A 12,446-nucleotide genomic window follows, 5' to 3' on the forward strand; every position below is an offset into this window, starting at 1 on the left:
AGTTTATTACTTCCGTTTTAATGATTTAAGATACTGTTTGTGTTCATCACTGACTCTATAGCTTTCAATTGACTTTTGAATAGCTTTGTTATGAGTCCATTTATCAAGCACATTATTTTCTATGTATGGTAACGCCGCATCATACTGCTTAGCAAGAGCTGTGGCGAAATACCATGCTATAGCCATATTTATGTAGTATTCATCAGATTTGACTGATGCAACTATTCTCAAATATTCTTCATTAAAGTCTTCATCTAAAAAATGGGACATGTATGAAACAATAGCAAACCTGATTGTATAGGTATCATTTGTACCAATCCATTTTAAAAGCTGACCAGGCAACAAATCATGATTCTTTTTGAAGCACTTTGGTGACATTTGGTCACATGTAGCCCAGTTGTCTACGTATGGCAAAAACTGATTAAGCCTAGATATACACTCATCATAATCCTTGATTTCACTAATCAAGAAGGCATGAATCTGATTTTCATCAAAATACTGATGTGGCAAATCATCAAGAAAATCTACCACATCCTCTCGCTTAATATAACCTTTTGCAAGCTTTCGAAGGATTGGCGTACGTACTCCAATAGCCGAACCTTCTGCAATAGTAGGTGTAAGCTTGCTTTGAAAATCTCTATATTTAATATCCTGGTTTGCAAATAAATCTGCTCTGATTTCTTCTGTTATCATATGTTTTACATTGAAATAATCCCAAACACGTTAAGTATAGCACTAATCAAAATAATAACAACAAACAGTGGGCAAAGGAATTTAATCATGAAAGAGAATACTGCCTTTCTCTTAAATGGATGGTTCTCCTGCTCAACTTCTGCTTCAAGTCTTTCTACTGTCATAAACTTAGTAACAAGCATGCATGTAGCAAACGCTGCTATAGGCATCATCACTGAGTTTGTAAGGAAATCAAAGAAATCCAAGAACTGCATGCCAATGATTTTAACATTTGCAAGTGGTCCATTTCCAAGTGATGATAAGCTTCCGAGAACAACCATGATAACAGCCATAACGTTTGTTCCAAACTTTCTGCTCCACTTGAATTCATCCTCAAATGTGGAAACTGCACTTTCTGTAAGTGCAATAGCGCTTGTAACTGCAGCAAATAAAACAAGTGCAAAGAAAAGAATACCGATAATTCTTCCAAATCCCATGCTGGCAAAAATCTTTGGCATGGTAATAAACATAAGGGATGGGCCAGCATTTAATGTGCTTTCATCTCCACCTGAGAAAGCAAACACAGTTGGGATAATCATAAGGCTTGCCATAATTGCAATTGCAGTATCAAAAATCTCTACCTGTTTTGTTGATTCCTCAATGCTAACTTCCTTCTTTACATAAGAACCAAATGTAATAAGAATACCCATGGCAATTGATAGAGAATAAAACATCTGCCCCATAGCAGTAACAATTGTCATGATAGAAAAATGCTTAAAATTAGGAATGAACAAATACTTTACTCCACCAAGCGCACCCGGTCTTGTTACTGAGTAAATACAAATAATAATGGCAAGAACTACCAGGATTGGCATAACGAACTTTGATACTCGCTCGATACCATTTTCAACTCCCTTGTAAATAACAAATAAAACTAATATCGTAAATACGATAAACCAAAACTCTGCATCATATCCATTTGTAATGAAATCTACAAAGAATGTGTCTGAAGCGATTTCATTTACATCTGCTATAATATATTCAAATAGATACTTACATACCCAGCCACCGATAACAGAATAATAAGGAACGATAAGAATTGGAATGATTGCATTAATCCATCCTCCTAATCCCATTATTTTGTTGTGACTTAAATCCTTGAATGCCCCGACTGGGCTTTTGCTTGTAGCGCGTCCTATTGCAGTCTCTGCAACGATCATTGTGTATCCAAATGTTAAAGCAAGAACTATATAAACAATTAAAAAGATTCCTCCTCCATATTTAGCACATAAGTAAGGGAATCTCCAAATATTTCCTAATCCTACTGATGCTCCAGCTGCTGAAAGCACAAAACCAATCTTTCCCGAGAAACTACCTCGATTACCTTTCTTCAATTAATTACTCCTCCATGTTACTTTAATACTTTAAGCTGTTAAACTTGTACAGTAACATAGTATAGCAAAAAAAATTGCTTCAAGGAAGAGCCTTGAAGCAAAAATTTAAACTTATATTATATTTTTTATTCTGGTCATTCTTTCATCCAATTCATGATACACTGGCTCAAGTGGCCAAGGCATAAGCTCTATGTATTCTCTATCACCTGGATTTAATTTTTCCAGCTTGCTTATAAATCTTTCATCATGTTTGTATAGAAGCTTTCCGAAGTCGCATTGGACGTATTTCTTATATGAATTATCAATGTTTTCAGTTACTCTCCTAAAGCTAATTCGTCCAAAACTATCCTGCTCTTTAACAAAGCTAACCTTTTCGTGGGATGGCTGTGGTTCCTCAAGACAAATCTTTCCAATATTAAGAAAATGCTCCCACATATAGCCTGCAATCTTTTCTTTGGAAATAGGATAATCAAGCTCATCTGCTATCTGTGATATGGAATATCCAAGATCAGCAAGATGACGTACTGCTCCACCTGCCGCAGCATCATTTATGAAATTCGATAAAGCTTTATTAAACTCTTTCATGACCTTTTCTGTTCTTTATAATACAAAGCTTCTCTTTGCAATTAGTACACTGCAGATGTTTGTTACTTCCAAACCAAAATGTCTCAGGATGTTTTGCATAGCCCACTTCCCATTTAATAAGGACGATAAGCGCCGTAAAGAAAAGACTCCATGAAAAGAAATTCTTTATAAACAGCATTGGGGTAAACATCATGAAATATCCCCAGTCATAGATTCTGCAGTTAATACAGCATTTGTTATGCATGATAAATGACTGAAACGGACAGAAAATAAGAATGCATATATAATCGCACAAATAGAAAAATACAGTCAGCATCAACATATCCGCAGCACCTATTAACTTAAAGAGATACAATACTGCAAACACAGCATTAAATGTCAACCAGACTAGCATTACAATCCAAGCTCTTACATTCATCTGCTGGACAAATTCTAAAAGATTCAGCCTTGAGTATCCCTTCACCTCATTAAAGGTTTTAACATCACCTTTAAAATAGGCCATAGAAAGATACTTATGAGGAATGATATGCTGAAGCATCATAATCATAAAGATTCCCCACAACACATGCAGTGGGCTGATACCGTACTCTGAAATGCCAAAGGTAAACTCATGGGTCATAAAACCTACCAACATCTCTTTATGAAAGATGTATGCCCCCAATATAAATAGGAATACAAAAACTCTGAACCCTAGATTGATTAGAGCTCTTTTCATCATCTTGGTCATGTAATAATACCTCTCACAAAACATAAACCAATAAATATACTAATGATTCTTTTTACTAGCAATCTCCTGAAGCTCAAATCTATATTTCTGAGTAACCTCTGGATACTTTTCATGATCCACTTCGGATAAAAACATTTCCTTTGGTCTTACCCACAAAGAACCATCATCATACAGCTTGCGATATACTACCATTTCTTCCTGTGTTTCAGAATCCCTAGCTATATCTTCAACCAAATAATAATCCCCTTTGAAGTGTTTGTATACTCTGTGTAAAACTAATTCTTGCATTGTGAACTCCTTGTAAATAGTATATATATTTATTTTATTACGAGATAAATATTACTGCAAATAAAAAAGCTCCAAGGAAGCAAGCTTCCTGGAGCATTTTTGTAGTTGCACAATTTGCAACAATAATTATCTCTTTGAGAACTTTTTGATGTGATGAAGTGCCTTATTTAAGGCTTTTTCACCTCAAGTTGCTGTATACCTGCTGCGTACGGTAGAAAGCTCAGGGCTACTGTATGCTGCTGGTGGCAACTTTAATAACTGCAATCAAAAATAATACTCTGATTTTACTTTCTACTCATTAAATCTTTGTTTGTCTTTTGTAAGATTATCTTCCGATATAAGTTTACGAACTCTGATAAGGGAAAATACAAGGGCAAAAAAATCTATAAAACAGTATTGATGTTTATACCAGTGCCGGCTCTATGCTTCACATTGACTGCTGGGAAACTGAAAAGGATTTAAAGACTACACCTGGAGCAGAATGTGCTTTGACATCTCTTGCAATTGATGAGCCATTAGAATATGCAAGGTCTAATCATAAATTTATTCTGTACCTTTTGCTTATTAGGGTATATAGGATATTTCAACAGACGCTTATAACAATCCACTGTATATTTTTAAATCTTCATCCTTAAACACATTAAAGATTACCTTTTTTATTCTGCTGTCTTTGTTAAGATACTGCTTTACAGTGTTCGTTGCAATCTCGGCAGCTCGCTGCTGTGGAAAACGGAATACACCTGTAGACAAACAACAGAATGCAATAGATTCCACACCAGTATCAGCTGCAAGCTTTAGGCACTCTGTGTAGCAGCTTGCGAGCAGAGCTTCATCTTCTTTTGTGACTTTCCATTGTATAATAGGTCCTACCGTATGAAGAATATATTTTGTCGGAAGATTGTATCCCGATGTTATCTTTGCTTTGCCGGTCTCTTCTTCATGCCCCTGCTTTGCCATAATTTCATGCATTTTCAAACGAAGTTCCATTCCAGCATAAGTATGAATAAAGTTATCAATACAGGCATGCATCGGTGAAAAACAACCAAGCATCTGTGAGTTACACGCATTCACGATTGCCTCACATTTCAAAGTGGTAATATCCCCCTGCCAGATATATAATCTCGAATCGGATTTTACAGGTGCAAGCGTGTCAACATCTGTGATTCCACGCTCTATATTTCTTTCTGTAAGATACTCATCCTGTATTTTCAAAAAATCATTACTGATTGGTCTTGGCGGTCTGACATTCATAAGTGAGCGGAGCAGATTTTCCTGTCCCTGCTTATCCGTAGGAATGCTCTGTCTGCCAAACGGTATTTCTTCTTTTAAAAGATACTGAATCAGATATTCTCTTCTCTCATCCTGCGTCATAATACCAGCCCCCTTATATCAGTAATGGCCTTTGCCATATCACCGCCAATACCGATTGCACGTTCCCCGAAGCTTTCCGGAACTACCGCTTCATCCATATTCAGGCGTATCAAACTATAAGACGAGTTCTCCCTCACCATCTTTTCAAAAGGGAAACGTATAATAATCGGCGTATTAAATCCAACTCCCAGTTCCAAAAGAACAACCTTTTTATCTTTATTCTGTTCCAGAAAACCCGCATATCTGTCGGCTGCCTCATGCCACGCTTCATCTTCCACAAAATAATTATCACACCGGAGATTCATAGTCATATTGCCGCCACACACCGGACATTTTGGTACAAGTTCTGATGGAATCAGGCAGTCTCTTCTCGCTTTATCCATTTTACGAAACAGGTCTTTTGCATCGTAAGTCTTTGGATGACAGGCTTTCTGGCACTGGATTTTCCCATAATCTCCCTGTGTTGCAAATATTCTTTTTTCATCGAATCCCGCTTTATAAAACTGATGATCCACATTGGTTGTAAGTACAAAATATTCTTTGTTCTTTACAATATCATAAAGTTCTGTATAAAGCGGCAATGCCGGAGGATCAAAGCGGTTCATCAATGCGTGTTTTGACCAGTATCCCCACTTTGCCTCCTCAGACGGATATGGATAAAATCCGGCTGCATACATATCTGTCATGTAGTGCTCACCGTATTTTTTTATAAATTCTGCAAAATTGTCTGTAAACCTTTTACCACCATATTGGATTCCCGCAGCTGTCGATGCCCCGGCTCCTGCCCCAATTATAACACAGTCTGCATTTCTTATATTCTTTGCTGCCCTGTCAATCTGGTCTTCATATGCATCCTTTTGGAATACATAATCCCTTGCCGGAGTACTACATAAAAAGTTTCTCCAGTCAGCATGCCCTTTTCTGATTTTCTTAAAAATCATAATTAACCTCTTTTCTCAATACACTGCTTCGGACAAATTTCTGCACATCTTCCGCAATGCAGACAATGATTCTGGTTGATAGTAACTGGAACTGAAGATATATCAATGCATTTTTGCGGACATACAGAGTAACACAACTTACATCCGATACAGTCTTTTCCAACAAAATAACCTGTCTGAACAGCTTCTGCTTTTCCGATTGTTATAGTATCTCTCACAATATTTGATGGATTGCTGATATCAAAATACTCGCCCTGTGCCTCATACAGCTGAAACACTTCGATTGCATCTTTCGTATTTCCCGGATAGATTTTCTTCATATATGAATTTTTTTCAAACATTATGTCTAGATTTTTTTCCCCGATGTTCTTTATTTTTCCGCGCAGAGACACCGAAATTTTGTCTTTTGTTGCGGATATTGCCACATACTGCTGCTCCATTAACTGGTCATAAAATGCTTTTCCCTTTGCTGTAAGGAAATATACGCCATCTTCATCATAGTACATCATATCTATGATTCTTGTCTGAGGATGTCCATCTGAACCTATCGTTGCAACTGTTGTAGAATGAATTTCATCCACCAGAAGTTTAAGATAATTCATTTTTGTCATTTCAAAGCCTCTCCTTTCAGTATCGGTGTAAGTTTTTTATATATCATCATAGTAATTGCTCCGATCACCAAGCCTTTTAAGATATTAAACGGCAATGCATTAAATAGCACAACGTCCAGCTTGGTCCTAATAAATGGCATAAATTCGCCAAATGATGCAATCAGCTGATCTAGCGGCATAAATGTTTCAAACAGTGGAAGTAGGATAAAATAATTTATAATCACTGCTGCTATTCCCATAACAACACTTGAAATAACACACGCCAACAACGCCATTTTCCTAGTCTTTTTGTATTTGTATATAAAACCGGCAGCCAGTACATAGGATGCCCCCATCAGAAAATTGGCAAGTTCACCAATTCCTCCTGTTGATGTTGACAGAAGCTGTAATATATTTTTTATCAATTCTATCATCACTCCTGTAACCGGTCCAAACGCAAACGCCCCAATCAGTGCAGGTAAATCTGACAGATCCATTCGTGCAAATGATGGACTCAAAGGAACCGGAAACTCTAAAAATGCCAACACATATGATATAGCTGCCAGTAGAGCTGTCATTGTTATCGTCCTTGTAGAAACTAAATTTTTTCTTGTTTTAATAGTTGCTGTATTGTTACTCATAAATCTCCTTTTTGTGAGATATGCCTGAATTTAAAACAGCCCGCAGGACGGGATTTCCTGCGGGACTTGTTTTATCATATCTTCTCTCATCCGGACTTTACCGTCGGTTATGGAATTGCACCATATCAGCTTTTGCTCGCAGACTATACTGCCGGTCAGGAATTACACCTTGCCCCGAAGACTATAATTTTTTCTGTCAAATATCTTTAAAATTCATAAGGTGGATTTCCAGAGAAATCTGCGATTAAACCATGCGGATTTTCAAGATAGAATACCCTAAAAATAGGATTATCTGCTGTCTGGTACTGTCCCTTAATGATAGGATTGTTCATGCATCCTTCCTTTACACTCTTGTTGTCCTCAAATACTGCTTTGCCATGAAGGCGAATCCATGCGTATTCAGGGGAAGCTACTGATACTTCTATTTCAGGATTTTCTACCATATCCTTGTAAACATCCTTTGTGTTGTTAGTACTGAACCAAAGCTTTCCGTCCTGCTCAAAACAGAACATGAATGGACGGCATTTTGCCTTTCCATCTCTTCCTACGGTTGCTAAATACTGAACCGGGTTTTTCTGTAAAAATTCTACTACTTTCTGCATTTTAAATTACCTCCTTGATATGTTGTAACAATGTTTATTACATCTTGTAGCTATACAATATCATCAGTTTAATGTAATGTCAATAGTTACATCAAACTTTTTGTAACTTTTTTTGTTACAACTCCTTTTGAAGCTCTTACATTGATTATGAAAAACGAAAAGGCTTCGGATGAGTGATGATATAATCACTCATCCGAAGCCTTCTGTATGCCTTCTGTAGCCTACTTTTCCTTTGTATACACTGCAATATCTTTTTTCACATCAGCAAGTGTCATTTCTGAAAGTTTTTCCTCCATTGCCTTCTGTACTTCTAATAGTCTCTTATCAAGAACATGGTGAATATTCTTTCCTACCGGACATTCCTGATTGGGATTCTCATGAAAATGAAACAATTCTTCATCTGGCGCACATTCCACTGCTTTATACACATCAAGGAATGTAATCTGCTCCAATGGTCTGATAATTGTCACACCGCCTGTCCCTCTTGCAACTTCAATAAGACCAGCAGCCTTTAATTGTTGCAATATTTTACGAACAATCACCGGATTAGTTCCAATGCTTGCTGCCATAAAATCACTAGTCATCTTCTGATCCGAAAATGTATCTATACAGGCAAACATATGGATTGCCATTGTAAATCTGCTTGAAATCTGCATTATAAACACCTCTCTTTGACAGTAATCATATCAAAAAACAGATGTAATTTCAATGGTTACATTGTTGTTGGGGCTGCTCCGAAAGATGTACAGGAACTGTTAGGACACTCTGATGTCAGTACCACAATGAATATTTACGCTCACTCAACAAGAAAAGCAAAGCGAGATTCCACTAATAGAAAACCTTGGTATGGAGCACAATCCTCATGATACTAGGCACACCTGCATATCAATGCTGGCGGAAGCTCATGTGGATCCTACAATGATCAAGAAAATCGTAGGACACTCCGGAGCAATGTCTCTGACAGAGAAAGTGTACACACACCTTGATATCCAGTCTCTGGTAGAAGCCATTAACAAAATCTAAGGCTTGAGAATTTTGCTGTCTACCTGCTGTTTACTCGCTGTTTACGGTACAAAATTTTCTGCGTTTCACCACAACTGAATACAATTATAGATAAAAGAAAAACCCCAGAAACACTGAGTTTCTGAGGTTTGTAAATTCTTTTTGAATCTCGAAAGATTATCTCTTTGAGAACTGAGGTGCGCGACGTGCAGCCTTTAAGCCGTACTTCTTACGCTCTTTCATTCTAGGATCTCTTGTAAGGAATCCAGCAGCCTTAAGTGTAGGTCTGTACTCAGCATCTACCTCAAGGAGTGCACGTGAGATACCGTGTCTGATAGCACCAGCCTGGCCAGTGTATCCGCCACCCTTTACGTTAACGATAACGTCGAACTTGTCAGCTGTGTTTGTAGCTACAAGTGGCTGACGAACAACTACCTTTAATGTCTCAAGACCAAGGTACTCGTCAATATCTCTCTTATTTATAGTGATCTTACCTGTGCCAGGTACAAGATATACTCTAGCAACTGAAGACTTTCTTCTACCAGTTCCATAATACTTTGTTGTATTCTTAGCCATGATCTACCTCCTATTAAAATGTAAGCACTTCTGGCTTCTGTGCCTGCTGCTTGTGCTCTGGTCCAGCATATACGAAAAGCTTTGTGTACATCTGACGACCAAGTGGTCCCTTTGGAAGCATGCCCTTAACAGCGTGCTCGATAACTCTCTCTGGATGTGTGTTAAGCATATCGCGAAGAGAAGTCTCCTTCATACCACCAACATAATCTGAGTGATGATAGTAAATCTTCTGATCAAGCTTCTTACCTGTAACCTTAATCTTCTCTGCATTAACTACGATTACATAGTCACCACAATCAGCGTGTGGAGTGAAGACTGGCTTATTCTTACCTCTTAAAACCTTTGCAACTTCTGCTGAAAGACGTCCAAGTGTCTGGCCCTCAGCGTCAACTACATACCATTTTCTCTCAATCTGAGATGGGTTTGGCATATAAGTATTCATGAGAATTCCTCCTTAAATAAATCTAAAAAAGCTCCCAAGCCGGTGATGTCCGGGCACCTGCAAGGAATGTTATAGTAAAACCTGCCTCCGGGCTAATGGACGCAAGTCTCCTTACTACATCAACTGTTACATTGTACAATAGGAATCCGTATCCGTCAACTATAAAATTGGACTATATAGCATTTAATAATAATCAATTATAGACTGGGCCATATCTATTATATAAATCAATTTACTGTATGGTACTCGCCCTTTTGTGCTGTACTCTCTAATATTCAAATCTAGCTGCCTTATTGAAATATGCTAATACGTTCCGATAGCAATTTACTCATACTTTCCTTCATATCATCTGGTAACAGGGATAGTTCTATTTCCTCAAGAAAACTTTTTTCAACCCTGCATATTTTTGCCATAAGCTTCTCAGCGGTTTTTTTATTCAAACCTAGACTCTCCGCTAATAACAAGAAATCTTTTTTTCTAATATTGCGTTTCTTTCCATTAACAGTTAAAGCCATCTGCTCTTTATCCGCCGGCATTATTACATTAACCGGTAATAAATCATAAGCTGCAGAAAGACCAAAGATTCTACTTTGAGGCTCATTTTCAATTAATGAAAAATTCTTTAAATGCATATCAGAATTACCAGTAGCAAAGCAAAATAGCAATCTATAGAATAATTCCGATTTATCTACACCGACATTTTTTGAATATCTAGAAATCACTTTTCCGCAGTTCTCATAAGACCCTTTGTATTTATCAGAAGTTAATCGATTTGATAACTGACAAAAGTCCTCCATGGCATACATTTTGCCATTCTCTCTATCTATTCTCTTTGTAATATAGGCATATTCACCATTTACTTTTATTAACCCATTAGGAACAGTCTTTATCCCTACCATTTCAGCTAACTTCATAGACAAATACTCTGCTTCTGGTAGCGCAGTAAAATCTTCTGATTGAGGCTTTAAAATATATCCTGTTGGATAATCTACAATGGTAAATCTCCCAGTTTTATCCTGCTTATCAAGATGAAGTGACAATTTCTTTTGAACACCAGGTACAGTCAATCCCTTATTAACTGTAGAGTTAGCTAATGCTTCCAACTGCTCTTCTGAAATATCAATCTCCGGAATAGCAACTGTACCAAAAAATTTCTTTATGCATTTATTATGCCAAGAAACCTTTGATTCATAATCAGATGGGTTATTCAGTTCTTTATTACAAAATAAACATCTCATATTATTCCTCTGGTATTATGTATACATCTCCAATACAATCTCTACACGATGCAAGAAGTAAACCAAATCTATCTTTACCATCTATTTTCCAATTACGTTCTACAACACCTAAAAGCCATCCCTCAGGAATAAGACCATCAAAAAATGGAAACAAAACATTTGATTTATATGGTTCATTTGTTAATGGTAAAGTAAGACTAATAGGCTTAGCATTCTCATCAGATAAAAAGCTTTCATCATAAGAATACTCATATCCATCATCGGTCTCCTTTATAGCTCCAGCATATTTATTTTGAACATAAACCTTCCCAATTCTAGCCATTTACTTCACCTCTATCTATTTCACCCGGAACTGCTTGCATACCAAACATAGCAAGAGCCTGATTGACTTTATCCATTCGGACAGTCTCCTTGCCCTGCTCAAGTTCGCGTACAAAACGTAAACCCAATCCAGATCTAATTGCAAACTCCTCTTGGGTTAATCCAGCTTTCTTTCGTTCAGTTTTTATAAATTCAGCTATATTATTCATAAAATAAATATACACCCTATCGGGTATAAATTCAATAGATTGAACCTATTCTATACCCGATAGGGTGTATTTTATGTCTGTTGTAACCATTTATACCCTTACGGGTATATTTTATTCATATTCAATTCCTATCATAGTCAGTCCGTGGGCTGGAGCGGTTGGGCCAGCGAGCTCGCGGTTGCGACCACGGAATATTTCAAGCATGTACATTGGCTCCATCTCTCCTGCACCAACTTTGATAAGGGTGCCAGCGATGATACGAACCATGTTATATAAGAATCCATCTCCTGTAAGGCGGATATGGATGACATCGTCTTCTTTGTAGACCTTTGCTGTGTAGATGGTGCGGACACGGGATTTAACCTGTGCCTTTACTGATGAGAATGAAGTGAAATCGTGCTGCCCGATAAGATAAGCTGCAGCTTCATTCATTTTATCTACATCTAAATCGTAATAATAGTGGAATGTGTCCTTGCGCTTTGTAGGGTCTGGCATCTTGCGATTTAAAATCTTATATTCGTATGTCTTGCGGCAAGCTGCGTAACGTGGGTGGAAATCATCCTCCACCTGGCAGGAATACTGAACCACAATATCGTCAGGCAAACGCTGATTCAGAGCAAAGCTGATTTTATCAGCGGGCATTCTAGAATTAGTGTCAAAGACAGCTACATTTCCAAGTGAATGAACACCTGCATCTGTACGGCTTGCTCCCATAATCGAAATTGGCTCCTGAAGAAGATCAGTGAGGGCCTCATTCAATTTCTGTTCAATTGTTACTCCGTTTGGCTGAATCTGCCAGCCACTATAGTTACTGCCATCATAGGCAACTACTATCATTACTCTCATA

General features: G+C 37.5%; 19 protein-coding genes and 1 riboswitch. Of the genes, 2 read left to right on the forward strand and 17 right to left on the reverse strand.

Annotated features, from left to right (window positions below):
* Positions 1 to 6 precede the first annotated feature (6 nt).
* From E7274_RS04160 to E7274_RS04180, 5 genes are all read right to left on the reverse strand, one after another.
* Positions 7 to 693, reverse strand: coding sequence for a DNA alkylation repair protein (locus E7274_RS04160; protein WP_304173986.1), 687 nt, complete (start codon positions 691 to 693; stop codon positions 7 to 9).
* Positions 694 to 698: 5 nt separating this feature from the next.
* On the reverse strand, positions 699 to 2,066 hold the full coding sequence (locus E7274_RS04165) for a sodium-dependent transporter (RefSeq protein WP_304173988.1): 1,368 nt from the start codon (positions 2,064 to 2,066) through the stop codon (positions 699 to 701).
* A gap of 111 nt (positions 2,067 to 2,177) precedes the next feature.
* Positions 2,178 to 2,651: a hypothetical protein gene (locus tag E7274_RS04170; protein ID WP_304173990.1), complete on the reverse strand. Its 474-nt coding sequence runs from the start codon at positions 2,649 to 2,651 to the stop codon at positions 2,178 to 2,180.
* On the reverse strand, positions 2,638 to 3,378 hold the full coding sequence (locus E7274_RS04175; protein ID WP_304173992.1) for a hypothetical protein: 741 nt from the start codon (positions 3,376 to 3,378) through the stop codon (positions 2,638 to 2,640). Before E7274_RS04175 ends, E7274_RS04170 begins: the two co-directional genes overlap by 14 nt.
* Before the next feature lie 39 nt (positions 3,379 to 3,417).
* Positions 3,418 to 3,666 (reverse strand): DUF1653 domain-containing protein, encoded by a 249-nt coding sequence (locus E7274_RS04180; protein WP_033154488.1) that lies wholly within the window; start codon positions 3,664 to 3,666, stop codon positions 3,418 to 3,420.
* A gap of 395 nt (positions 3,667 to 4,061) precedes the next feature.
* Here E7274_RS04180 and E7274_RS04185 point away from each other — a divergent pair, with 395 nt between their 5' ends.
* On the forward strand, positions 4,062 to 4,301 hold the full coding sequence (locus E7274_RS04185) for a DUF6061 family protein (RefSeq protein ID WP_304174166.1): 240 nt from the start codon (positions 4,062 to 4,064) through the stop codon (positions 4,299 to 4,301).
* On the opposite strand, the gene E7274_RS04190 is transcribed toward E7274_RS04185, so the two are convergent.
* The 6 genes from E7274_RS04190 to E7274_RS04215 form a co-directional block, all read right to left on the reverse strand.
* Positions 4,261 to 5,037, reverse strand: coding sequence for a protein-ADP-ribose hydrolase (locus E7274_RS04190; protein WP_304173994.1), 777 nt, complete (start codon positions 5,035 to 5,037; stop codon positions 4,261 to 4,263). The two genes, E7274_RS04185 and E7274_RS04190, sit on opposite strands and share 41 nt — an antisense overlap.
* Complete coding sequence (locus E7274_RS04195) at positions 5,034 to 5,978, reverse strand: Sir2 silent information regulator family NAD-dependent deacetylase (RefSeq protein ID WP_304173996.1); 945 nt, start codon at positions 5,976 to 5,978, stop codon at positions 5,034 to 5,036. Before E7274_RS04195 ends, E7274_RS04190 begins: the two co-directional genes overlap by 4 nt.
* A 2-nt stretch (positions 5,979 to 5,980) precedes the next feature.
* Positions 5,981 to 6,589 (reverse strand): 4Fe-4S binding protein, encoded by a 609-nt coding sequence (locus E7274_RS04200; RefSeq protein ID WP_304173998.1) that lies wholly within the window; start codon positions 6,587 to 6,589, stop codon positions 5,981 to 5,983.
* Entirely contained in the window at positions 6,586 to 7,209 is a 624-nt protein-coding gene (locus E7274_RS04205; RefSeq protein ID WP_304174000.1) for an ECF transporter S component, read from the reverse strand. The genes E7274_RS04200 and E7274_RS04205 overlap by 4 nt, the downstream gene beginning before the upstream one ends.
* A 74-nt stretch (positions 7,210 to 7,283) precedes the next feature.
* Positions 7,284 to 7,395, reverse strand: a riboswitch (FMN riboswitch).
* Positions 7,396 to 7,415: 20 nt separating this feature from the next.
* Positions 7,416 to 7,811 (reverse strand): pyridoxamine 5'-phosphate oxidase family protein, encoded by a 396-nt coding sequence (locus E7274_RS04210; RefSeq protein ID WP_304174002.1) that lies wholly within the window; start codon positions 7,809 to 7,811, stop codon positions 7,416 to 7,418.
* A 221-nt stretch (positions 7,812 to 8,032) separates the two neighbouring features.
* Positions 8,033 to 8,467 carry an Rrf2 family transcriptional regulator gene (locus E7274_RS04215; protein WP_304174003.1) on the reverse strand — a complete coding sequence of 145 codons (435 nt, stop codon included), beginning with the start codon at positions 8,465 to 8,467 and terminating at the stop codon, positions 8,033 to 8,035.
* A 190-nt stretch (positions 8,468 to 8,657) separates the two neighbouring features.
* Between E7274_RS04215 and E7274_RS04220 the strand changes: the two genes are divergently transcribed.
* Complete coding sequence (locus E7274_RS04220; RefSeq protein WP_015550821.1) at positions 8,658 to 8,834, forward strand: tyrosine-type recombinase/integrase; 177 nt, start codon at positions 8,658 to 8,660, stop codon at positions 8,832 to 8,834.
* Positions 8,835 to 8,990: 156 nt separating this feature from the next.
* Here the strand turns inward: E7274_RS04220 and rpsI are convergent, their stop codons facing one another.
* The 6 genes from rpsI to truA all read right to left on the reverse strand — a co-directional run bounded on the left by rpsI (position 8,991) and on the right by truA (position 12,445).
* On the reverse strand, positions 8,991 to 9,389 hold the full coding sequence (rpsI, locus tag E7274_RS04225; RefSeq protein WP_033154489.1) for a 30S ribosomal protein S9: 399 nt from the start codon (positions 9,387 to 9,389) through the stop codon (positions 8,991 to 8,993).
* Positions 9,390 to 9,402: 13 nt separating this feature from the next.
* Positions 9,403 to 9,831 carry a 50S ribosomal protein L13 gene (gene rplM, locus E7274_RS04230; protein WP_033154490.1) on the reverse strand — a complete coding sequence of 143 codons (429 nt, stop codon included), beginning with the start codon at positions 9,829 to 9,831 and terminating at the stop codon, positions 9,403 to 9,405.
* A gap of 290 nt (positions 9,832 to 10,121) precedes the next feature.
* The gene (locus E7274_RS04235; RefSeq protein ID WP_304174005.1) at positions 10,122 to 11,069 is read right to left on the reverse strand and encodes a HipA domain-containing protein; all 948 of its coding nucleotides are present in this window, start codon (positions 11,067 to 11,069) and stop codon (positions 10,122 to 10,124) included.
* A gap of 1 nt (position 11,070) precedes the next feature.
* On the reverse strand, positions 11,071 to 11,391 hold the full coding sequence (locus E7274_RS04240) for a HipA N-terminal domain-containing protein (RefSeq protein ID WP_304174007.1): 321 nt from the start codon (positions 11,389 to 11,391) through the stop codon (positions 11,071 to 11,073).
* Positions 11,384 to 11,599, reverse strand: a complete 216-nt coding sequence (locus tag E7274_RS04245) for a type II toxin-antitoxin system Y4mF family antitoxin (RefSeq protein WP_044938163.1) — start codon at positions 11,597 to 11,599, stop codon at positions 11,384 to 11,386. Before E7274_RS04245 ends, E7274_RS04240 begins: the two co-directional genes overlap by 8 nt.
* A gap of 111 nt (positions 11,600 to 11,710) precedes the next feature.
* Positions 11,711 to 12,445 (reverse strand): tRNA pseudouridine(38-40) synthase TruA, encoded by a 735-nt coding sequence (gene truA, locus E7274_RS04250; RefSeq protein WP_033154492.1) that lies wholly within the window; start codon positions 12,443 to 12,445, stop codon positions 11,711 to 11,713.
* Position 12,446: the final 1 nt, after the last annotated feature.

Source organism: Pseudobutyrivibrio ruminis (genome assembly GCF_015057245.1).
In the GTDB taxonomy this organism is placed as follows: Bacteria; Bacillota; Clostridia; order Lachnospirales; family Lachnospiraceae; genus Pseudobutyrivibrio; species Pseudobutyrivibrio ruminis_E.

What these genes read in the sequence shown, in the direction of transcription:
- E7274_RS04195 (WP_304173996.1), bottom strand. Translation starts at nt 5,978, where the DNA reads ATGATTTTTAAGAAAATCAGAAAAGGGCATGCTGACTGGAGAAACTTT.
- rpsI (WP_033154489.1), bottom strand. Translation starts at nt 9,389, where the DNA reads ATGGCTAAGAATACAACAAAGTATTATGGAACTGGTAGAAGAAAGTCT.
- E7274_RS04190 (WP_304173994.1), bottom strand. Translation starts at nt 5,037, where the DNA reads ATGACGCAGGATGAGAGAAGAGAATATCTGATTCAGTATCTTTTAAAA.
- E7274_RS04240 (WP_304174007.1), bottom strand. Translation starts at nt 11,391, where the DNA reads ATGGCTAGAATTGGGAAGGTTTATGTTCAAAATAAATATGCTGGAGCT.
- E7274_RS04235 (WP_304174005.1), bottom strand. Translation starts at nt 11,069, where the DNA reads ATGAGATGTTTATTTTGTAATAAAGAACTGAATAACCCATCTGATTAT.
- E7274_RS04215 (WP_304174003.1), bottom strand. Translation starts at nt 8,467, where the DNA reads ATGCAGATTTCAAGCAGATTTACAATGGCAATCCATATGTTTGCCTGT.
- E7274_RS04205 (WP_304174000.1), bottom strand. Translation starts at nt 7,209, where the DNA reads ATGAGTAACAATACAGCAACTATTAAAACAAGAAAAAATTTAGTTTCT.
- E7274_RS04220 (WP_015550821.1), top strand. Translation starts at nt 8,658, where the DNA reads ATGGAGCACAATCCTCATGATACTAGGCACACCTGCATATCAATGCTG.
- rplM (WP_033154490.1), bottom strand. Translation starts at nt 9,831, where the DNA reads ATGAATACTTATATGCCAAACCCATCTCAGATTGAGAGAAAATGGTAT.
- E7274_RS04180 (WP_033154488.1), bottom strand. Translation starts at nt 3,666, where the DNA reads ATGCAAGAATTAGTTTTACACAGAGTATACAAACACTTCAAAGGGGAT.
- E7274_RS04210 (WP_304174002.1), bottom strand. Translation starts at nt 7,811, where the DNA reads ATGCAGAAAGTAGTAGAATTTTTACAGAAAAACCCGGTTCAGTATTTA.
- E7274_RS04245 (WP_044938163.1), bottom strand. Translation starts at nt 11,599, where the DNA reads ATGAATAATATAGCTGAATTTATAAAAACTGAACGAAAGAAAGCTGGA.
- truA (WP_033154492.1), bottom strand. Translation starts at nt 12,445, where the DNA reads ATGAGAGTAATGATAGTAGTTGCCTATGATGGCAGTAACTATAGTGGC.
- E7274_RS04160 (WP_304173986.1), bottom strand. Translation starts at nt 693, where the DNA reads ATGATAACAGAAGAAATCAGAGCAGATTTATTTGCAAACCAGGATATT.
- E7274_RS04200 (WP_304173998.1), bottom strand. Translation starts at nt 6,589, where the DNA reads ATGACAAAAATGAATTATCTTAAACTTCTGGTGGATGAAATTCATTCT.
- E7274_RS04175 (WP_304173992.1), bottom strand. Translation starts at nt 3,378, where the DNA reads ATGACCAAGATGATGAAAAGAGCTCTAATCAATCTAGGGTTCAGAGTT.
- E7274_RS04170 (WP_304173990.1), bottom strand. Translation starts at nt 2,651, where the DNA reads ATGAAAGAGTTTAATAAAGCTTTATCGAATTTCATAAATGATGCTGCG.